The following is a 22,480-nucleotide window of genomic DNA, read 5'->3' as shown; positions in this document are numbered from 1 at the left end:
ATTTTTTGATTTCATTCTCATACCGTTCATATCTCCTTTTCACTGGTCTACTGTTATTCATCCACTTTACAGGTGGCTTTTCTGCTTCTTGCTTTATAAAGCTTGGAATACATAGAATTATCAAAATAAGCGGTAGACAACCAGTGAACAATGCGATTATCAGCCAAAATAGCCAAATGAATAGTTTCTTATAAAACATGATTTTCAATTTTAAGTAGTTAATAAAAAGGGGAATACCCGTATTTCAGAATATTCCCCGTTTCAATCAATCAATAAACCATCTATATTTATCGTCTCCATGCAGAGCGGCATTTATGCCTATTGCCATCTCAGTAGCATTATAAGCTCTATCCAAGAAACTGTCTATATAGCTGTTTTTATTTGCACCTGTCAGTAAATTGTAGAATTTCCACATTGATAAGTCACTTCCCAAGCTGCCAAAGTTCTCATCTTGGATATAAGACTTTGCCACATTATTAATCTGACTGTCAGTTAGTAACATTCTTGGTATGGCTTTCTGTTGGCTCTGTGGTAATGATTGATAAAGTCTCATTCTTCCAAGTAATTGGCAAAACTGGTGTTCCGTTAAGTAAGTATTGCCTAAAGTCTGCATCAAATGTATGTGCTTGGCTGGATCATAACGGTTGAACAATTCCAAGATGGCACGATATAACTCATTTGTATTAGTGACTTCCAAACATGAAAGATACCCGTCAGTTGATACACACAAGTTCGTACACACCTTACAGGTAAAACCTATGAATACTTTAAATCGTTCTGCGGTCTTCTTACTGTATAAGTTCGTATGGTTATACGCACGAACTCCACCAATAGTAAGAGTCAACCTGTTACCGTTTACTGTCTCATAGATAGTAGGTATTTCAATCACAAAAGCACACCTTTCGTAATAGATAGTCTTATCACTTTCCAGTAATTGATTGGCAGGCTTATGAATTGCTTCGGGTATTCTGCCTTTAATAACATGAGAGACACGAATATCAGGCAATTCTATTTGTTCACCTTGAAAGAATGTCCTTGCAGCGTCTTGCACAGTTTCAATGAAAGCCACATGTGATAAGGTAGCCTCATTATCCTTTGCGAATACAGGGATAATGCAGTCACTCTTTAGATGATCCAAAGTAGCTTCCATAGTATTGGCTTCTATGAATAACGGTCTCTTTTCCTTTGTGGGTTGTTCTTCCATTACTAAAGTAGCGTCTTCTGCATACTCACCTAAATTTAAACTTCTTCTGCTCTGTGGCAAATTGCCAATAACTAAATTTCTCATAATGAATTAATTTTAAATGGTTTATAAATTGATAGGATGAAGCAATGAATATTTTCATTTATCTTCAACTATCCTCGGGGGGTGTTAGAGGTTACTGTGAATTCGTGCTTATAACTAACTCTACACGCTCTTTCTTGTCACTTTTCAGTTCATAAACCTATGAGAAATAACTCTATATATATTTCAGCTTTAGCAATGATGGGGAGGGGTATCTTTATATAAGTACCCGTACTTTATCATGCGCATAAATGTATAATTTCATAGGGGTGGAAGTAGTCACGACCACTACAGAAAGTGGTATCAACATAGTGGCAATGTTTCAAGAATATGCACCGTTCGTTTTTTTACCTGATTTCTTATTTGTAAATTTGTAGTACACAAGAAAGAAAAATATACATGTTCCTGAATAGCTCATATCTCCTAATTATGCTCATTCTCAGGAATTATAATCTTTCGCCTTTCAATCTTCCATAGATAAAATTCAGCTAAATAGATTTAATGGTAGTCCTCTATAAGCATTGTATTTAGAGCGACTTTTTCATTTTGTAGGATAGTGGCAAAAAAACGGGGTATTCGGCGTCTACTCCGTCGCTTGCCACTTTTCATTTTTTATATTTATCCCATCTATGCCAACAATATACACTTATCAGGATTTACGTGAATTAGCCTTGAAGAATAACATCAGAGATAACAAAGTCCATATTGGCGTATGGATACAGACACAGGGCTATCGCAAACAAAGAAGACAGATTAATCATATTAGAAAGACATTTTATTTAAAAACACAATGACCACTATCAGAATACCAATCGTACCCAATGCCATTACTACCTTTACGGATGAAACAGAAGAGCACTGCATCCGTTATAAGACAACAATTCAGATAGATAAAGCACCATTGAAGATTTCACCTGAATTGCTTGCCCGATTGATAAAAGCCGCTTCAGAACTTGACCTTACTCCCAAAAGACGGCTTGTAAAAAGGTATAAATACAACCATACATCAAAGTGATTCATTAGTGATTCATCCCTATACAGAAAAAGCCGCAAGCGAGCACATATACAAATGTGTCCACTGGCGGCTTATTTATATCCACTTGATAAAGTACTACTTCACACCTGTTAAAGTCTCTACAGTCGTCTCATTTTATCTTATTGGGCATCTCTTACTACCGTATTCCCCAAATGGAGGTTTACCATAAGTAACTCTTAATCTTTAAAAATGAAAATGATTAACCTGTCATCCAAAGATATGAGTTTTATTTGCATCTAAAGCGTATAATCTTTAGTGATAGGGGAAAATGTGTGTTATATTATATAATTAATAAAGATAAGATTTTCCCCACTACCAAGCCTTTATAAAGTTAAGATATATCTCTGATTCTTTAATAGCTGTTTCTCCAAACTTTATAATGGATAAAACAATTTTATTGCACTCTTTACTTATAAACAAGTAGGTACAGGGGAAAAAGTTAGTTATATTATATATATAATAAAGAGAACATTTTCCCCATTACTTGGCATTTTCAGACTTTATATCAACATTAAGCATATCCTTTTTGAGTAGTCTACTTTTTGATAATATTTTCTGCATACTAAAGTTATTCTTTAATAAAATGCTATCAGTATGTAATACCAATACCTTACCATCTGTAACTAAGCCTGCAACTATTAAAGCGGATAGGTATTTATCATAGGTCTTCTTATCTATATTTAAAGCTGATATGATGCTCTTCTTCTCTAAGATTATATCACTAAACAGAGATAGTAAAATAAGCTGGATAAAAAAGCCTTTTACTGCCACTGGTTGTTCATAGCTGAGTAGGTCTCTCGATATTGTGATACACTTCTCTTCCATTGCAGGAATATGATAGATATTGCGTTTTGATTTATGAATGAAACCACATTCAATATAATAAGGTTTTATATCCAAATACTCTCTGAAATCATTATTGAATTTACTGAGGCTTTTGTCACCTGTCAACTTCTTAATATCGTCCAAAGTAACTCTCACATTGTACCATTCATCCCTGCAAAGCGAAAGGCAGAAAAATCTGTAAATGTTGGCAGGTTTGAACTTGCCAAGTATTGAGTAATTAATAGTTGCCGTTCTTTGGTAATTTACTGATATAATTTTCATTACTAGCTGATTGAATATCGTTTATAAATAATAAGAAGTAAAAAATAGAGCCTGCCTGTCACACAGGCTCTTTGATATTTGGATTTACGCAGCTTGATTAATTTCATTGCGATTCTTTAAGCATTGTGTCAGTAATTCATTCTGGATTGAATTAACTTTATCCATAGAGCAACTTTCTATAATGGCTATGTTTTCCTTATTTAAAGATTTGATAGTGCTGATTACTTCTTCAATACCAATTTTTTCTTTTCCTTGTGGAGCATAATTTGCCAGTAAGGTAATTGCGTCAATCATATAGCGTTCTTTTATTGTTTTGGCTTTAAATTTCATCTCTTGTAAAGTTGTTATGATTTTATCACCTATAGTTAAATCGTAAGAGAAGCTTTCTTCTACCATACCAAGCGTTGCATTATTCCAAACTTTCAAGTTTAATGTTTTACCTTGATTATAATATTTCGTGATAACGCTGATATTTGCCTTTAACTCTCTGGCTTTCGAGAATATTCTTTGATAGAATTCATGTTGAGTTGCCAAAGCTGCATTTCCCGCTTTTTCTAAACCATTAAATCCTCTGCTCAGAACATTGTTTACTCCTCTGTATTGAGCAAATTCTTGCAATGAAGCGAACTTCTTAATTTTCACATTCTCAATAATTAGTTGTTTTTCTTCCTTTACAATTGCATTAATGTTGGATTCATGGTAGGTCTTCCACTGCCAATAGCCATTAGCGCTATCAACGGGTACATAAACATTTGGAGTATCTTTAGGTACAACGTTTCCATTAAGGTCTTTCAATACAATATCTGTTTCATAGAATAATTTAGCATCAGTTACAAATAAAGGTGCTTTTTCAAAATTCTTATTATTTATCAGCTTCTTGCCCAATTCTATGTTTACCTTATTCACAGCCATACTGTAATCAGAAGTAGCGATAATTATTTCTGCCTTCTTTTTAGTGATTATTTCAAGCTCTTCTGTAGATTCTTTCACATCCCAGAATTCAACAGTAGTACAGGGTAACTCAACGGCTTGCAATGCGGCTATGTAATTGTTTTCTGCTTTAGCAATGTTAACCTTGGCTATCTTGATTACATTTTCATCTGCATTGCTATTATCAGCAAGCCATTGCTTCTTTTCTACTAAGATGTCACGGGCTGCTTCTACAGTTGCTTGTTTACTAACTTCTGTTGTTTGGGATGCACTTTTAGTTTCCATGTTGTTGTTTAATGATTTTACTTCGCTTTGATTGTTCTCTACTACTTTTACATCTTTTGTTTCCATGCCATTTACATTTATTGATTCAACATTTGAAATACTTTCTTTAACCATCTCTACCTTTACACTATTTACTGTTTCCATGATCTTTTACGCTTAACCTGTTCAGCATTAGGTTTTAATTTTTAATTTTTATTTGAGTGTAATCATCGACTCAGTATCTTATCGTTTTTGATTACGGTGCAAAGATATATGGAGGGATAAGCCTATGAAAAGAAGAAAAAAACATAAAGAATTCCCTTTTTTTATGTTTAATTCTTTATGTGGGAAATAAAGACATAATACCTTGTTTATTAGCTATATATAGATACAAAAAAATAGCCTCACAAATTAATGTAAGGCTATTTTCTTTTTTTATTTTATGTGTTTTACCAATAGGATTTCAGATGTTCAACTGGATTATTGGGAGACGTTTTACACATGGGAATTCTCCACCAGTTGGGGCGAACTTCATATTTCTGTAGATTCCTGATTGTGGCACGTAGATTCAGTATGTCATTTTTAGAACTGTCCTCGTCAATCAATCGAAGGTACACAAGAAGCGATAGTATGAACTTCCCTTCATTATCTGTAAGCCCTTTGCCTTTAGCTGCGAAAGAAGAATGACGCAACAGATTATATATACTCAGGGTTACTGTATCAAGAATTACATTTTCACGTTTCCTGCCTCTTTTACCTGTAGTGGGGTAATCCTTATTAAGCTCCGCTTCTGCTTCCTCCAAAGAAGGTATGCCTAAATATTTATCAAGATAAGGAGTTATCATATTGAGAAACCAGTTGTCATCATTGGTTAGCTCTATCTTCTGTTTGTTATACTCAATCGTAATCGTGTTATTCTTCGTCTTTTTCTTCTCATGGAACATCTTGTATAAGTTCAGCATATCAGGGCGGACGGAGTATGTGTATTGTATCTGTTCAGGGGCTGCAACGTAGTCTCCAAAGTCGAAATAGCCATTTGTCTGCGTATATTTATAATAGATGGCTACAATAAGAAGGATGCCATTAAATACGTCTTGGTCTTGGTCTTCACAAGCTGAGTCTTCGTTTGTGTCGTACAAGTTCCACAGATTCAAAATATAGTCAGCTTCGAAATCGCCACTTTCGAGAACGAGATTCTTTCCAACGGTCAGACTGAATTTATATTTGTCTTCGTCTGTTCCCCTGTTTGGATATGGGATGTCCTGCTCTTCTTTTTTTATTGATAGGTACAGGTCTTGTATTTCTACAGGGAATTGCTTGCCAAGAAGATATACATCTGAAATGTAATCCAATTCATTATGGAGCATTGAAAGGCTGAAACCTGTTTCGTCAGTCAGCCATGATTCTATTCTTTTTAATGAAGAGATAGGTATTATCTGATATTCCATGTTTTATTTTTGAGTGTAAAGATAAAGAAATGCCACCTTACCGTAAAAATAAAGTGGCATTTTTTTTAGAGAAGGTTCTTCATAGCTGCATCTACTTGCTCATTTTCAAAACTATCAAGATAGAATTGTGTCGTAGATAAACTTGTATGTCCCATTGCCTCACTTATTAACGCAATATTTACACCAGAACGTTTTAGTACAGTTGCAAATGAATGCCTTGCAACGTAAGTTGTTAACGGTATGCTAATATCCAAATGTGTACCTATTTTTTTTAAAGACTTATTCATTCCTTTTATAACTTTTCTTATTCTGTCATATTGTTGCTGCTCTGTATGATGAAAATTACGGTCTAATATAGGGAAAATATAATCACTTTGTTGTACTTTATCTCTACGATATTTTTCAATTATTTGCATGGCTTGAGGAAGCAACTGAAAAGTTATTGGCTGCTTTGTCTTATGCCGTATAAAACAAATTCTACCATTAATTATATCTGAATATTTCAGATATGCTATATCAATCATATTCATACCACAGCAAAGATATGAGAATGTAAATAAGTCTTTACTCAAGTGAAGTAAAGGACTATAATATGTTGTAATTTCCGATAAATCGATATTAATGATTTTATTGATTTCCGATTTTGTTATAGCACGCTTACACTTGCCTTTACGATAATGAGATATTCTAAATTTAGCAAATGGATAATACTTTTCATTTACAACATTATCCTCAATAGCTTTATTATAAACAGCTCGCAGTTCTCTCATTCTTATACCTATTGTATTATCAGCATTGCCACGCTTACGAAGATACAATTCATATCTTTTTAACCAGTTCACATCAATATCAGTAAAAGGAATATCCAAATTCCCCGTAAACTTTAATAATGAATTATAGCACCCGATATATGCTTTAGCGTTGCCTAACCGTTTTTCCGCAGTCATATATTGTACTATATGTTGTATATAAGTACCAACATTTTGTTTGTTAGCACTTCTTTCCACACTCTCTGCTAAAGATTGTGGCGTAAAATCCTTACCAAGCATTTTTAATTCAAACATCATATTGACATATTTTTGTCTCGTCAAATTCAGAATATTTAGTAACTGCTCACGATTAGGATAGTTTCTTTTGGGTTCTTCTTTATCAAAATTCCACAAACTAGATTTAATAGAGATTCCCAAAGATTTGAAATAACGTAACTTGCCTTGACTTATTCTAAGCATTAATGGGTGTTCTCCGTTAGCCAAAACTTTTGATTTAAAACAAACAATACTTATATTCGCATCCATAATGTAATTTTTTATTATCACATTTTGGTTTACGCTATGGTTTACTCCAATAGACTATTTCAAGGTTTTTTGTACAAAAGAGAGCGATTTATGAGAAGTTACACAAACCTTAACAGTCTTATAATCAGAGCTCTGCTGGTAACTTTCAAATGCGTTAGCCTTTGAAAGACGCAGGTTCATAATCATGAGGTCCCCGGTTCAATCCCGGGTCCCGCTACAAGATTAAGATTTAGACTGTTAGGAGGCTTCCACTCTTGGCGGTCTTTTTTGTTTTTTACCCTCGGTTTGCGCTATGGTTTACAAGGATCAACGTAAAAACGGATGGATCCATGTAAAAGCCAGCCTCAAATTTAATGTAGCAAGGTTCAACAGATTACCCTTCCACACCTCTGCATCCCTCTATTCATCGGCCTTATCGGGTGGAAAGGTATAATCTACGTATTTTCCACAACATAACAGATAAGCATTTTCCTATTACAATACATCATATACTACGCCAATTATAGAATACATTATATTGTTTTGCATAAGGCTTGACATTGCTTTACATAAAGCATGTCAATCGTTTGACTATAGTCAGTAAGTTGTTTGATTATAATCCGCAAGCTTACTGACTATAGTCAGCAGACTTACTGAAGGTAGTCAACATCAAATAATTACTATAGCAAAACGAATGAATACTATATCCACATATTCCTTCACCGCACCCGTTTTTACCCCTTCCATCCGTTAAGGCCGATGAATAGAGGGATGCAGGACAGCCGTTCATTCGAAAAGTTCATAGCTATTGCTGGAAAATTAAAGGTTACATACTGAAAAAGCACCTCCATTTTTGATGCCATAAAGCTTTTTACCTATCTTTGCAATGATCGAAAAAGAAACCAAACTCGTTCAACACGTCATATATAAAGCCTTTAAAGGCAAGACAAGAATACAAACTTTTTTCTATATGCAATAGAGTTATGCGCGAGGGATTATTTGTTATCAGCCGTGGCATCGGCCAAGTGATGTTCCAAAACAATGCATTTTCAGGTATATTAATGCTATCAGGAATTCTGTACAGTTCCTGGCAATTGGCTTTATTAGCTATTATTGGCAATATAATAAGTACTGCAACTGCCTGGATTTGCAGCTACAGCCGTGAGGATATAAAAAATGGACTATACGGATTCAATGGTACTTTAGTAGGTATCGCCATCGGAGTATTTATAGAGATAACATGGCTATCAATGTTGCTTCTGCTAATAACTTCCGCCCTATCCACCTGGATCACTTATCTCTTCAGCCTTCAGCATCGTTTATCCGGATATACGGCTCCCTTTATTTTATCTGTATGGATATTACTGGTTGGATGTCACTGGATATTTCCTTCATTATTATTATCCACCACACCTGTTGGGGCAGAGCCATCCTCTGATTTCCTCCGCGCTTTCTGTTTGAATATAGGTCAAGTAATGTTTCAGGGGAATAGTATATCAGGATTATTCTTTCTGATTGCCATTGCAGTTAATTCCCGCATCAATGCTTTCTATACTGCTTTAGGTTCCATCCTTCCAATAGTTGTGGCTGTGCTAAGCGGTATGGATCATGCCATACTAAATGCTGGATTGATCGGTTATAACGGTGTATTGTGCGCCATTGCTTTGGGTGATAAAACAATACGTTCCGGAGCATGGTGTGTATGTTCCATCCTTATATCCATTTTATTACAATGGCTGGGCATGCATTGGGGAATTACAACCCTGACTGCCCCTTTTGTCATTTCCGTATGGATAACCATTATATTAAAGAGAAGCCTGGAGAAAACTGTATAGTATATCTTAAAAAAGGAAGAAGGACACCAAAGTTAATGGTATCCTTCCTTCTATCAATCAATCATAGTCATACAAAAACTATTTCAACTTTAAATTACTTCTTACAGCCGCAGCAGCGGGCTCACTCGGTGCAACGGATTTCCGGGTGCAATAATCAAATTCGGCTGATTTATCACCGCTGAATGACTTCCATTTCAGTTTCAACTTAACAGTTTTACCCTCCGTATCAGGCAATTCATCCAACTTAAAGGCAACCAAGCCATCATCCGTTTTTCCATACGTATCACCGTACGCATTATGCCGGAACTCCACTTCATAAGGATTATCCGGATTTTGTCCTAACAATAAGTTTACAAAATGTTTCTGCGAACCTCCCCATACAGTTCTGAAACGGAGTGTCAGATAGCCATCTTCTGCAAGAGTCACCCAGTCATTTACTATTTCCACAGGATCTGTACCATATATTTTATCATTTTCTTCTCCCAGATCCGGAGCGATAGGCTTTGTCAAGATACTGTCTATCCAGTTGATGTGCACTGCTTTCGTGTATTCACCACTGGCTTCGTCCACTTCACTGTAATTCATCAATGCTCTGACCTCTTTATCTCCAAAAGGAGAGGTTTTCACATTGGTCGGTAATAAGGTCGTCTTATCATCCAACTGCAAGAAAAATGCTCCATCGGCAGCTTCCTTCACTGTCACAAGGGCATTAGGATACCTCAGGTAATAAGCGTTATTGTCGTCGTCGTCCAGGCAGGACTGAAAACCTATAGAAGTGGCTACTACTGTTGCCACGGCAAGTGCTTTACTAAATACTGAATTAATTTTCATAATGTACTTCCTCTAATTAAATATTCAAAATAACTTCTTTGTATTAGAGAAATAACAAATTAGAAAAAAGACTGCATAGCATATTGTTAATTAACAATAATGTCTATTATTTCCAAATCATCCGGCACGTGTACCACACCGGAAAATCCCTGAGCAGCTTCTTCCGTATAACACGCTTTACGCGTATTCAGCGTCTTATCTTCCGTATGATATAACAACAGATTCTTCACTTTCAGTTCTTCCGCCAGCTTCCCGGCATCCAGTGCCGTACTATGGTGTTTCTCATAAGGTTTGAATATATCACGGTCTTTATACAAACAGAAAGCCTCGCACAACAACCAGTCAGCCCCTTCCACATAGGGACGATTCTTCTCATTATAAGGTTCATCTCCAAGACAAACCAGCGATTGGCCATTCGGCAATGTGGTACGAAAACCATATTGTTTCTCTTTGGTCGATCCTATATCAAAAGATTGTAGTTTTAACTCCCCTGCTTTAAATCTCTCTCCGTCCTTAACCTCACAAAGTTCAATGCCATTTCCCAAATACTGTACAATTTTCTTAGGTAACGTCATCCGGCAGATCCAATCCAGAACTTGTAATACTTTATCATGTCCATATACCCGGAAGCCTCCTGCATATTTCCCACTTTGCATCTGTTGTGCTACCATCCGAATTACCCATACCGCACCCAATATATGATCCGTATGAGCATGTGTCACAAACATATCATGAATACGTTCAATGGCGATACCGGCTTTCTCCAACTGAACCAATATTCCATTTCCTCCACCGGCATCCACAAGCAGCACATTTTCAGCTGTCCGGATTGCGAAACAAGTATTATAGCATCTGGTAACGCCTGCATTACCTGTACCTAACATAATAATCTGAGTATCCTTCATCCTCTTAATTCTATAATTACGAAATCTGAGCCACAAAGATAAACAGAATATGCCATTCTATAAGGAAAGATCAAAACTCTCCTTATAGAATGGCATATTTATAACAGTATAGTAAAGTATATAATTACTTACTGAAATCTCTTGGAGCCGGAACAGGCGGTAATGGTTTACGGTTCTGCAGCTCCTTCATTACTTCTTCTATAGCCTTATTGAGCTGTTCGTCTTCACCGTTCCATTCCTTCACCGGATCGTTATCAATCAAGATATCCGGATCGACACCATGATTTTCAATAATCCACTGACCTGTTTTCGCATCATAACTGGTGAAGAAAGGAACACGGATATCCGTACCGTCCATATAAGGCAACGGTCCGCTGATACCTACAATACCACCCCAGGTGCGGGTACCGATTAGTTTACCAAGCCCCAATGCACGGAAACCCCATGGAAAGAGGTCACCATCGGAAGCAGAATATTTGTTAATCAAACAAACCTTCGGCCCCACTTGCACAGCATCGGGTATAGTGCCGACACGCTTCGTACCACGTCCCATCGTCAAGCGGTAAGGTTCGCGAGACAAGCGTTCCAGAATCATAGGAGATACATTACCGCCACCATTAGCACGGTCGTCTATAATCAGACCTTCCTTGTCGAGCTGCGGATAGAAATAACGGGAGAACTCGTTCAGACCCTCCGGACCCATATCAGGAATATAGATATAACCAATACGTCCATTGGATGCCTTTTCCACCTTCTTCAGGTTATCCTGTACCCAATTATACTGATAAAGAGGATACTCATTTTCCAGCGGACTGATGACAATCTTTCTTGCACCTGCCAATTGCGGTTTGCTGTTCAGCGAGATTTCTGTCGGTACATCAGCCTTTCCTACCAGTAAAGCATAGATATTCTTCACCGTATTCGTCGGTATACCGTCAATGGCAACAATGTATTCCCCGGCCTTAGCCTCAATACCCGGTTCAGTAAGCGGAGAGCGCAGTTCCTTACTCCAGGAAGCACCGGGAAGTATCTTATCCAAACGGAAGAAACCACTCTTATCTGCCGATACCTCAGCACCCAGCAAACCAGTCTTGATACGTGCCGGTTTATCCGTTTCACCCGGATTGACGTATGCGTGCCCGCAGTTAAGCTCACCAATCATCTCTCCAATGATATAGTTCAGGTCGAGACGCGTCTTTGCATAAGGCAGCAGAACAGAATATTTCTGTTTGATTGCTTTCCAATCCACACCATGCATATTCTCCAGATAAAAACCATCACGATAAGCACGCCAGGCCTCATCAAAGATTTGCGCCCACTCCTTGGGATAATCTATCGTAATGGACATATTATCCATATTGACAGGTGTACTCAGATTAGCCGCTCCTTCCGGTATAGCGGTTACATAAAGCTTGTTGTCCTTGTAGAACAAAGCCTTTTGACTACCCGGAGTAACCGTCATCATAGCACCATCGGCAACCGTTTCTTCTTTCTGACCTTCAAGATCGAAGAACTTCGTTCCGCCATTGCCCCAGTAATATACTTTCTTTCCGTTTGAATAGAAATTAGTATAATAAGAAGCCGACAATGGAAGCTTGATGATACGGTCAGTGATACCTTCCGGATCAAACTTGACGAGTGACGCAGAAGCAGTTTCCTGTTTCGCGTCTTTCTTTCCGGCAGTCTTTTCAGTAGCCTTCGGGGCCTCACTCTCACTGTCGTTCTTCATTCCGGCATCTTTCTGTATAAAAGGTGACGGGGTATCTTTCGAGAGCAAAGCAAGATAAACTCCATACATATTATTATAGACATGGTTCCATTCCAACCAGCCGTATGTAGGGTTGAAATCGCGGGCAGATGAGAAAATCAGATACTTACCATCCGTACTGAATACCGGTGAAGAAGAATTATACCACTTGTCCGTCACCGGATATTCCTTCTTTCCGGCAATATCATAGACATATACAACAGTTATTTCATTATCTGCATCACGGGTATAGGTCAGCCATTTGCTATCCGGTGAAAAAGTCACATCCTGCGGTTCCCCCATCGGGTCTTGTAATAACATAGTCACCTGTCGTGAAGCTACATCCAGCAGATTGATACGATTTTGACGGTCGGTATAAACAATCTTCTTACTGTCCGGACTCCATTCGAAAGAGCGGATATACGTATCATTATTCTTGGTCAGCTGCACCGGATTACCTTCTACTGCATCCTGAAGATAAAGTTCTGTCTCTCCGGTAGCATCCGAGATATAAGCAATGCATTTTCCATCAGGAGACCATTGTGCATCACGTTCGTGGGCACCCGGAGTGCGGGTTATATTTTTCGTCACACCCTTGGTCGAGGGCAGATTAAAGACCTCTCCGCGAGCAGTCACCACCACCCGTTCTCCGTCGGGAGATGCACTGACGGCTGTCAGATATTTAGCTCCATTCTTTATGGCGCTGCGTGCATAGATATTATCCGAAGCAAGACTGATATTGACTTTCTCGGGCTGACAGGTGGCAGCATCCATCTTATAGATATATCCGCCATTCTCAAACACAATGGTATTGCCGGAAGCACTCGGGAACTTTACATCATATTCGGTAAAGTTAGTAACCTTCGACGTCTGTTTGGTCTTCGTATTATAAACAAAGATATTCATGGTGCGGTCACGGTCGGAAAGGAAAAATATATCATCGCCGATCCACATGGGGAAGATATCCTGAGCAACATTATTCGTTATATTTTCCACTGATTTCTTTGCCGGATCGTATATCCAGACATCATCCGCCATACCGCCTTTATAATACTTCCAAGTACGGAATTCACGCATGGTACGGTTGTAAGCCAGTCGCTTGCCATCGGGAGAATAACTACAGAATCCACCCTCGGGCAAAGGGATAATTTCGGGCATACCACCCTCTTGATTGACAGAATAAAGCTTACCGGCAAAACCGTCACTGATACGGTTACGATAAATGATCTGTTTACCATCCGGTGTCCAGGTCATCACAATATTGTTAGGTCCCATACGATCGCCCAGGTCATCACGGGAATTCGTTGCAGTATACGTCAGGCGTTGCGGTTCTCCACCAGCTGCCGGGATGGTGTATACTTCCGTATTTCCATCATACTGACCGGTAAAAGCAATCGTTTTGCCATCGGGTGAAAAACGAGGGAACATTTCGTAACCCACATGCGAAGTCAGGCGCTGCGCTTCTCCTCCAGTGACAGGCACTCTATACAAATCGCCTGCATACGAGAAAACAATCTCGTTCCCGTTCGTTGCCGGAAAGCGCAATAAACGCGCTTCATCTGCTGCCGAAAGACAGACAGATACACCTACAAGGGCAAATAAGGATAAAAGTAATTTCTTATTCATACTCTTAAAAATTAATTGACTTACAAAAGTATGAAAAGAAAAAGATAGTACAAATTTATAGAACGAATTTGTTGACAGAATTACTCTTTTCCATTAACAAATTCTCCGGGTTTGATACCGAATTGCTTTTGGAAACATTTGGCAAAATAAGATGGATTATTAAAACCTACCATATAGCAAATCTCATTGATCCGGTATTTATTCTCTGAAAGCAAGGCAGCAGCTTTCTTTAACCTCACAATCTGAATCAGTTCATTCGGAGTAACATTAGCCAGCGTTTTTATCTTAGCAAATAATCCGGAACGACTGATGCAAAGTTCTTCTGCCAGAAAATCAACAGACAGTTCCGAATTTGAGAAGTTTTGCTCTATAATCTCATTGATACGGGTAAGAAATTTATTATCCATAGAGTTATTGGCAATACTGTTCAACGGTACCAATGGCATTTTAGAGAATTTCTGACGCAACAAATTACGCAGATCAAGCAGATTCTTAATACATGCTTCCAGATACTGCACCGAGAAAGGCTTTTCAATATAAGCATCCGCCCCGCAGTCCATACCTTCTATCTTTGAATTCATATCCGTTTTGGCTGTCAGCAAAATAAACGGTATATGACTGATGGCCTGATCAGCACGCAAAGCCTTGCAAAGTTCCACTCCATCCATGCGCGGCATCATCCAGTCACTCACAATCAGGGTCACATCATTCTCTTTCAACTTTTCCAAAGCCTCTATCCCATCTTCAGCCGTAAGAATAGAGTATTGATTAGAGAAATTACCGGAAAGGAAGTTCAGCATTTCTTCGTTATCATCCACAATCAGCATGACCGGTTTATCCTTAGAGACCGCCGCCGGTAAGCTTTCCGACAAAATATCCTCGGGAATTGCCGGATTCAGTCCATTCGTTTCCCCTTCCTGAATTGCCTCCTGACTTTGTTCGATGGGCAATGTTACTATAAAGGACGATCCTTTATTGACTTCAGACTCCACTTCTATGCAGCCATTATGAGACTCCACAATGCTTTTCACAATACTCAGTCCAATACCTGTACCGGGTTTATTGTCCATGGCCTGATAGAAAGGTTTGAAAATCTTCTTCTGATCCTCCTTACTTATACCGATTCCATTATCCGTTACCCTGATTACAAATGTATGCTGTTCCGGTTGCACCACACACGAAAGGATAACTTCATCTTTTGTATACTTACTTGCATTCGTCAGCAAATTACTGATAAGCTTTGTAACTGCCTCGCTATCCACCATAGCCGTAAAATTCGCATCGGGATACTCCACCGTAAGATGGGCACCATGTTGGGTAATGAAAGGATTAAACCGTTCACAAACAGCCTCCAGCAATTGACGAATATTCTGTGAGGTGTATTTCATGGTCATCCCCTCCTGTTCCACTTTGCGGAAGTCCAACAACTGATTTACCAGGAACAATAATCTCTGACTATTACGGTCTATAATATTAAGGTCATCACGCAGCATCGCCGGCATAGGTATGGATGATCTCATAATCTTTTCCAACGGACCAATGATAAGCGAAACCGGAGTACGGATTTCATGAGCTATCATTGTGAAAAACTTAATCTTAGCCTCATGCACCTCTTTCTCTTTATTCACATTCAGTTGCTTAATTTCTGCTGTATGTTTCTTTTCACTCCTTTTCAGCAGAAAGCGGATGAAGAAAGTCAATGCCACACACAACAACAGGAAATAAAGCAATTTGGCCGGTAGACTCCAATAAAAAGGCGGATGAATAACTATTTTCAGGCTTGCTTCCTGCTCGCTCCAGATACCATCGTTGTTAGTAGCTTTCACCTTAAAAGTATAGGTTCCGGCAGGCAGATTGGTATAAGTAGCCTTATTTTGAGAACCTACATAATTCCATTCTTTATCAAAACCCTCCAGTTTATAGGCATACTGATTCTTTTCGGGCGTACAATAGCTCAATGAAGCATAAAGCAAGCTGAAGACATGATCTTTATAAGATAATTCCAACTGTTCCATATGGTTCAGAGCCTTCGGCAACAACTTATCACCTATCCGGATCTCTTTATTGAATACTTCCAGTCCCGTAATAATTACCGGAGGGAGTACCTTGTTCGTTTTAATCTGATAAGGATAGAAAGCATTAAACCCATTTACAGAACCAATGTAGATTTTCCCATCGGAAGCTTTCAAAGCAGCATTCACCAGAAACTGCTCACTTTGCAATCCGTCACTTCGTGTAAAGACCTGGCAACTTTCTCCGGGAGCATATCGCACCAGCCCTTTTGTAGTAGTCAGCCAAAAGACACGCTGATCTTCAATAATAGCACAAATATTACTGCTGGGAATATCCAATGGAATTAATTCAAATTGGTCTTCCTTTGCATTGTATTTGCAAAGTCCGTTCATCGTTCCAATCCACATTTCCCCATTACCATCTATCAATACACAATTCACCTGATCATTAATCAATGCACCGGGGGCACTGCTATGTACATAATTCGTCCATTCCTGCTTATCCGGATCATACTTGAACAGCCCGTTTCCCTGAGAAGAGAACCAGATATTTCCATCGGCATCCTGATCTATGTCCATGATCCAGGAACCAAGATCTCTTATTCGGGTAAAGTTATCCTCTTCCCTGTTATACAAGTTTACTCCCGACATGGAAGTTACCCAAATACGTGTTTCACGGTCCTTAAAGATAGCATAAGAACTGCTTCTATCAAGGGTAGTGGGATCTCCCGCTTTAGTTGTATAAACCCTGAATATCCCTGTCTTTGTATTCAACACATTAACTCCCCCCGTATAAGTACCAATCCATAAATCATCACCATCCATACAAAGTGCATGTACGTTATGATAAGAAAGACTATTTCCGTGCTCATCGGGTAGATAATGAGTAAAGTGTTTATCTTTAGGTGAAAAGCAACTCAAACCACCATCATCAGAGGCAATCCAAATATGCCCGTAAGTGTCTTCACAAAAGCGTCCGATAACAGTTCCATTGACAGAATTGGAAAAACGAAAATGAGCAAAGCACTCAAACTGCCCGGTATTGGGTGACAGATAATTCACACCTCCATAGAAAGTTCCTATCCAGATTCCACCTTCACGGTCTTTTACAATAGGATAAACAAAACGATTGGACAAAGAATAAGGATTCGTTTCATCTTCTGTAAATAATTGGTGTTCGCATGTAAGGGTATTAAACAGTAAAAGCCCGTCATCCGAACCTATCAGTAGTTGATGGGGAGCATATTCCATCAAAGAGTGAATATGCGTTGCCCCTTTACCATCCGACGGGTGCAAGTAAGTAGTTGCCTTACCGGTATACCGGTCTATCTTTTGCAAACCGCACTCCCAGGTTCCCAACCAGAGTGCATGTTCAGAATCTTCCAGCATAACCAAAGAGTTGGAATCATACCCACCCGTGTCGTAGGTAATATGGAAAGGCTCAAATTTATTCTCCGCTTTATTCAACTTAGAAACGGTCGGGTTTCCCCAATTAGTAACAGCCCATATTTGATTTTCACTATCAATCAACACGCTGGCCATCAATCCATCAGCATCTTTAAACTCATAACGCTCCAGATAATGTTTGGATATATTATATTTGAAGATTCCCTGACCTACGGTTGAAAACCACAAATTACCATCTCTGTCTTCAGCAATATGATTCACATTGGTTTTAATGCTATCTCCTTTGGCAGTCAGAAGTTTAAACGGCTCGAAGTTCTCTGTTTCATAATCATAAATATAAACTCCGTCCCCTGTTCCTATCCAAATCCTATCTGTAGTATCGTATAAAAATGAAATATAATCATTAACTCCTTCCGGATTCAATCTGTATATTTTAATAGTGGTACCGTCATAACGGTTTAGACCATCATCCGTACCTAACCACATAAAGCCATATTTATCCTGCATAATAGCACGTACAGCGCTGGAGGATAATCCATCTTCTACTGAAAAATGACGAAACCAAAAATCAGTAGAACCGGCAGAAAGCATCAGCGGAACCATAACAGCTACCATCGCAAGGATAATCTTTTTCATTTCTTTACCAGATATTGGTTGAACATAATTCCCAGTACAATCAATATGAGGCCGATATACGTTGTAAACACAATTTGTTCACCCAATATGATTGCAATAAAGAACAAAGACAAGAAGGGAGACAGGTAGCAAAGCTGATTGACCAGTGCCGGATTCGTAGTTTTCCGCATGGCAAGGCTGAAAAAGATGAAAGGGATACCCATCTCAAATCCGCCGACATACATTCCTGACAAGATACCGGGCAAAGTATTCAAGTGAACACCCACTATCATTGCGCCAACCAGTAAATATGCCGTACCAAACAAAAAGCTCATAAACAGTGCAACGCTACCATCTGTCCGATCCTTAAATTTATTATTTATCATCCAGTACATAGCCCACAACAAGGCACTCAATGCTGCCAACAACAACCCATGAACAGGTATATCCATGCCACCCGACTGCCCAGTTCCTACAGAAATAAGTACTACTCCACCCAGAGAAATAAACATACCGATATATTTCTTCGGAGGTATGGGCTGACGGGCAAATAGGGCCAGCAAAATTAATAGCACAATAGGCCATGCATAATTGATAGGTTGAGTCACTTGTGCAGGCAACAAATCATAAGCTTTAAACAACACCAGATAATAAGCCACTGGATTCAGTAAGCCTAATAATGCAAAATATCCCCATTGCCGGGCAGGCAATGCAGACAGTAGTTTCCACTTCTTCTGGAAGGTCAGCAAAAGGGCAAATATAAGTAATGAAGTACAACTGGCTATCAACAACATCTCAAAATGAGTAAGATGCGTCAAAGCAATTTTAAAAGCGGTGGCAACAGTAGACCAACTAAGCACCGCAATACAGGCATAAATGATAGCCCTCGTATTGTTACGACTATTTACATAAGTTGCCCTTGCAAGCATAGCATTTTGTTTATAAAGGTTTACTTCCTGTAACTTTGATGCGATATGGCCATTGGGCATCTTTTTCCTCCGGATTGGGATTCATCCAATGTTCAGTAGGGGCACCCATCACAACCAGCCACAAATGAGTCAAATTATTTACTTTTGGAGCTGTAAAAATAATACTTTTTCCGCTATTATCACTCACATCCCCATAAATAGATTTACCATCCTCCGTTATAGCTACAAAACCATAACGCCAATCGGCTTTATCCGTATGAATTGCATTATATCCTTCCTTTCCTGCTTCTCCACAGAACTCTACTTTCACTTTCTTCCCACGTTCAGGTAAAGCTAACGGAATAGCATTAAATCCATAGTTTTCGGGGCAGTTGTCCGGTACGATTCCATACCATCCGTCCGATAGAGTGGTTAAACTGGTAGTATATTTATTGGCATACGGTCGAGTTTCTTTCCATACACGAGGAAAATCCCAATTGATAAAATGACGATAAGCATCAAACATTTCATCACAGAACTGCTTCTGATCTAATCCGGTCATCCGCTTGTAAGTTATCACCGGATCTTCTCCCCGCTTACCTTGACGATAGAGTTCGGCAATAAAAGGCAATCCTCGTTTCATACCCCAATATTCCAGCACATAGGGAGAATGATAGATATTTTCCAGATGGAGATAAGCTTTATGAGTCAGCTTCATGAAAGCATCCCAATGATATTTTTCATCAGTGATCCATTCGGGGTTTACTTGCCATAACATCCACTGCGAGGTCATTTCAAAGAAACCGCATCCTCCCCAAGCCTCTCCTTCTCCATCACAACTGATCTGAGCCTGAAAGCTATGTCCCAATTCATGGGCAATGCAATTCAGTTTCTTATCCTGCACACGATTGGGAGCAATCCATAATGCACCGATTTCTCCATCATAATCACCACCATAGGCAGTTCCTTCCAAAGAGTAGTTTAGCATGACCATCATACGATACTTATCACACTTTGAACCCGGTTTGGAAAACTTCAAGGTATCTCGGAAGAAATGATAGAAACTTTCCAATTTTTCCGTTAAGTTCAACAAATCCACTTTCATATCATGCCCTTCCAATTGAGGAGGATTAGACAGATCATTTCCAAAACCTTTTTCCCAGAAGATGACGAAATTATCAGTATATGCCATGCGGTGATAACTCCATTTACTATCAGGATTTTGAAGATCCATACCCTGCAAATCTTTAGGGATATAAATTTCTTTACCGGAAGGCATAACTACCTCCTGCTTTTTAGCTTCTAGTCTATAGCTCACAGCCAGAATAACCAATAAAATGAAAATACACTTCCTCATATTATTCAATTGTTATGTTAAAGACAAAAGTTGCTTGTACTTTCTGTCCTGTTTCATATCCATAAACAAGGCATTGCCTTATGGTATATTTTTCTCCAGTTCTGCAATGTCCTGGATATTGTCCTACCTTAAAAATAAAATTATCTTTATCGAGCTCAGAATAAATCTGTGCTCTCTCTCCCCAAACGCAAATATTTCCATCCATATCAAACCAATGCCCCGGCTCATTAGCTGTAGAATTCGTATTCAGCGAGCCATCCTTGTTTACACCAGCAAAAATAATTTCTTTTCCCCATTTATCACTGATCTGCCCAGGAGTCAATGAAAAGGATTGACAAAGCCTCTGAAGTTCTATTTGAACATTAGAGCCCGTATAATCCGTACTGCTCAAAGATACAGGTACATCATAAATCAAGGTTATATCTTCAGGAGTCTTATCCGGATCAACATCAATCTGACCATACAAGTTTGTTCCGCTAAATCTAACTTTATAAGGCCACTGTTCATCATTCATATCATTATCATCCCAAGCATGGCGCCAATGTTGAGTAGGTGCTCCACTCACTACAAAATATAATTTCCTACAGAAATTGGGACATTCAAAAATAGCCTCGCCCTCTTTCTCTGAGAAAATATCACTATACACACAAGATCCGTTTTCCAAATAAGCCACGAATCCATATCTCCATCCAGCCTTGTCCACATTCTTCTTACGGTATCCGTCAGCTCCTGCCATACCTACAAAATCCGCACTAACCTTTACTCCAGCGGAAGGAACATTCAAAACAATCACATTATAGCCATAATTCTCAGGACATTCTGCCGGATCTATAGCATAATACCCATCTTTTGAAGCAATTAACTTACACTGCCTTCGTCCTACATAATTCCTGCCATATTCCTTTATCCCATCAATGTCCCAGTTCACAAAACGACGGGCTGCATCAAACATTTCATCATTGAAAGTTTCCTGATTGACACCTGTGATACGTTGATAAGCCTCAATAGGATCTTCCGGCCTTCGAGCCTCACGCCACAGTTTACCAATAAATTCGATGCCATGCTTCATACACCAATAATCCTGAATAAAATAATTGGCGTAACGAGGAGCCTCATGCAACGGATGTTTATAACATGACAACAAATACTCATCAAAATTATAATTATTGAACCGTTCTTCATGATATATCTGGTAAGCTTGCCATTGAGCACATTGCTCCCAAAAACAATTTCCACCTTCTTCATTCTCTCCAAAACCATAACGCCAACCGCAGCCACTTGTCGGATTATCACAATAAGTCTGATACTGGAAACTATGTCCTACCTCATGTGCTATTGTAGAACCAACAGGCTGGCATGTACTGGGATTGACCCATAACGCACCAATAATATCATCATAACCGGAACCTGTTGCAAGCCATTCTGATTGATATTTCAGGAAAATCATCATACGATATTTATCTGTATTTGATTTTCCCGTCTCAACAAACTTCAATTTATTAACGTTCACATCATAAAAAAGCTCTGCTTTTTCCAACAAGTCTTTAATATCTACCCTCAAAGCTTGATCTGTCACTGTAAAAGGGTTGCTGCCGAAACCTTTCTCCCAGAAAACGATAAAATTATCCGAATAATCCATACGATAATAGCTCCACTGACTTTCCTCCTTCGTAAAATCATTGCTCTGTAACTCATCAGGAATATATATCAATTTTCCTGTCGGCAAAGTGTATTTTGGCACAGGAGTAGGATTGGGGATGGGTTCAGGCAGTAGTGCCTCTCCTTTTCCATCAGAACATGCAAACATATTCACACAAAAACCGACAAACAACACAATATAGACTAACTTATTTTTCATTGAAGTATTCTACTATTTAAAGAAAAAGGAACGTT

Annotated in this window: 14 protein-coding genes; 2 read left to right on the top strand and 12 right to left on the bottom strand. The window is 38.8% G+C overall.

Going from position 1 to position 22,480, the window contains the following annotated elements:
- Window positions 1-265: 265 nt before the first annotated feature.
- Window positions 266-1,288, bottom strand: coding sequence for a DUF3871 family protein (locus K429_RS0101490; protein WP_025725823.1), 1,023 nt, complete (start codon window positions 1,286-1,288; stop codon window positions 266-268).
- Window positions 1,289-2,075: 787 nt separating this feature from the next.
- Here K429_RS0101490 and K429_RS0101485 point away from each other — a divergent pair.
- Window positions 2,076-2,300 (top strand): hypothetical protein, encoded by a 225-nt coding sequence (locus tag K429_RS0101485; protein ID WP_025725822.1) that lies wholly within the window; start codon window positions 2,076-2,078, stop codon window positions 2,298-2,300.
- A 501-nt stretch (window positions 2,301-2,801) separates the two neighbouring features.
- On the opposite strand, the gene K429_RS0101480 is transcribed toward K429_RS0101485, so the two are convergent.
- The 4 genes from K429_RS0101480 to K429_RS0101465 all read right to left on the bottom strand — a co-directional run bounded on the left by K429_RS0101480 (window position 2,802) and on the right by K429_RS0101465 (window position 7,365).
- On the bottom strand, window positions 2,802-3,428 hold the full coding sequence (locus K429_RS0101480; RefSeq protein WP_025725821.1) for a hypothetical protein: 627 nt from the start codon (window positions 3,426-3,428) through the stop codon (window positions 2,802-2,804).
- An 84-nt stretch (window positions 3,429-3,512) separates the two neighbouring features.
- Window positions 3,513-4,787, bottom strand: coding sequence for a hypothetical protein (locus K429_RS0101475; protein WP_231501795.1), 1,275 nt, complete (start codon window positions 4,785-4,787; stop codon window positions 3,513-3,515).
- 284 nt (window positions 4,788-5,071) lie between these two features.
- On the bottom strand, window positions 5,072-6,070 hold the full coding sequence (locus tag K429_RS28355) for a hypothetical protein (RefSeq protein WP_044096282.1): 999 nt from the start codon (window positions 6,068-6,070) through the stop codon (window positions 5,072-5,074).
- Between the two features lie 65 nt (window positions 6,071-6,135).
- Window positions 6,136-7,365 carry a site-specific integrase gene (locus K429_RS0101465; protein WP_025725819.1) on the bottom strand — a complete coding sequence of 410 codons (1,230 nt, stop codon included), beginning with the start codon at window positions 7,363-7,365 and terminating at the stop codon, window positions 6,136-6,138.
- Window positions 7,366-8,327: 962 nt separating this feature from the next.
- Between K429_RS0101465 and K429_RS0101460 the strand changes: the two genes are divergently transcribed.
- Window positions 8,328-9,179, top strand: coding sequence for an urea transporter (locus K429_RS0101460; RefSeq protein WP_007217242.1), 852 nt, complete (start codon window positions 8,328-8,330; stop codon window positions 9,177-9,179).
- 78 nt (window positions 9,180-9,257) lie between these two features.
- Here the strand turns inward: K429_RS0101460 and K429_RS0101455 are convergent, their stop codons facing one another.
- The 7 genes from K429_RS0101455 to K429_RS0101425 all read right to left on the bottom strand — a co-directional run bounded on the left by K429_RS0101455 (window position 9,258) and on the right by K429_RS0101425 (window position 22,445).
- On the bottom strand, window positions 9,258-10,010 hold the full coding sequence (locus K429_RS0101455; RefSeq protein WP_007211320.1) for a NigD-like protein: 753 nt from the start codon (window positions 10,008-10,010) through the stop codon (window positions 9,258-9,260).
- An 86-nt stretch (window positions 10,011-10,096) separates the two neighbouring features.
- Complete coding sequence (locus K429_RS0101450) at window positions 10,097-10,915, bottom strand: MBL fold metallo-hydrolase (RefSeq protein ID WP_025725818.1); 819 nt, start codon at window positions 10,913-10,915, stop codon at window positions 10,097-10,099.
- Between the two features lie 124 nt (window positions 10,916-11,039).
- Window positions 11,040-14,288: a S41 family peptidase gene (locus tag K429_RS0101445; protein ID WP_025725817.1), complete on the bottom strand. Its 3,249-nt coding sequence runs from the start codon at window positions 14,286-14,288 to the stop codon at window positions 11,040-11,042.
- Between the two features lie 80 nt (window positions 14,289-14,368).
- Window positions 14,369-18,343 (bottom strand): hybrid sensor histidine kinase/response regulator transcription factor, encoded by a 3,975-nt coding sequence (locus tag K429_RS0101440; protein ID WP_025725816.1) that lies wholly within the window; start codon window positions 18,341-18,343, stop codon window positions 14,369-14,371.
- Window positions 18,340-19,251 carry a DMT family transporter gene (locus K429_RS0101435; RefSeq protein ID WP_044096441.1) on the bottom strand — a complete coding sequence of 304 codons (912 nt, stop codon included), beginning with the start codon at window positions 19,249-19,251 and terminating at the stop codon, window positions 18,340-18,342. The genes K429_RS0101440 and K429_RS0101435 overlap by 4 nt, the downstream gene beginning before the upstream one ends.
- Window positions 19,252-19,261: 10 nt before the next feature.
- On the bottom strand, window positions 19,262-20,587 hold the full coding sequence (locus tag K429_RS0101430) for a DUF6055 domain-containing protein (protein WP_025725814.1): 1,326 nt from the start codon (window positions 20,585-20,587) through the stop codon (window positions 19,262-19,264).
- A gap of 1 nt (window position 20,588) precedes the next feature.
- Window positions 20,589-22,445, bottom strand: coding sequence for a DUF4859 domain-containing protein (locus K429_RS0101425; RefSeq protein WP_025725813.1), 1,857 nt, complete (start codon window positions 22,443-22,445; stop codon window positions 20,589-20,591).
- Window positions 22,446-22,480 lie beyond the last annotated feature (35 nt).

The sequence above is a fragment of the Bacteroides sp. 14(A) genome (assembly GCF_000526555.1).
Classification (GTDB): Bacteria; Bacteroidota; Bacteroidia; order Bacteroidales; family Bacteroidaceae; genus Bacteroides; species Bacteroides cellulosilyticus.
The sequence above is the reverse complement of the archived record's forward strand: the minus strand, read 5'-3'. Positions and strand labels throughout refer to the sequence as shown.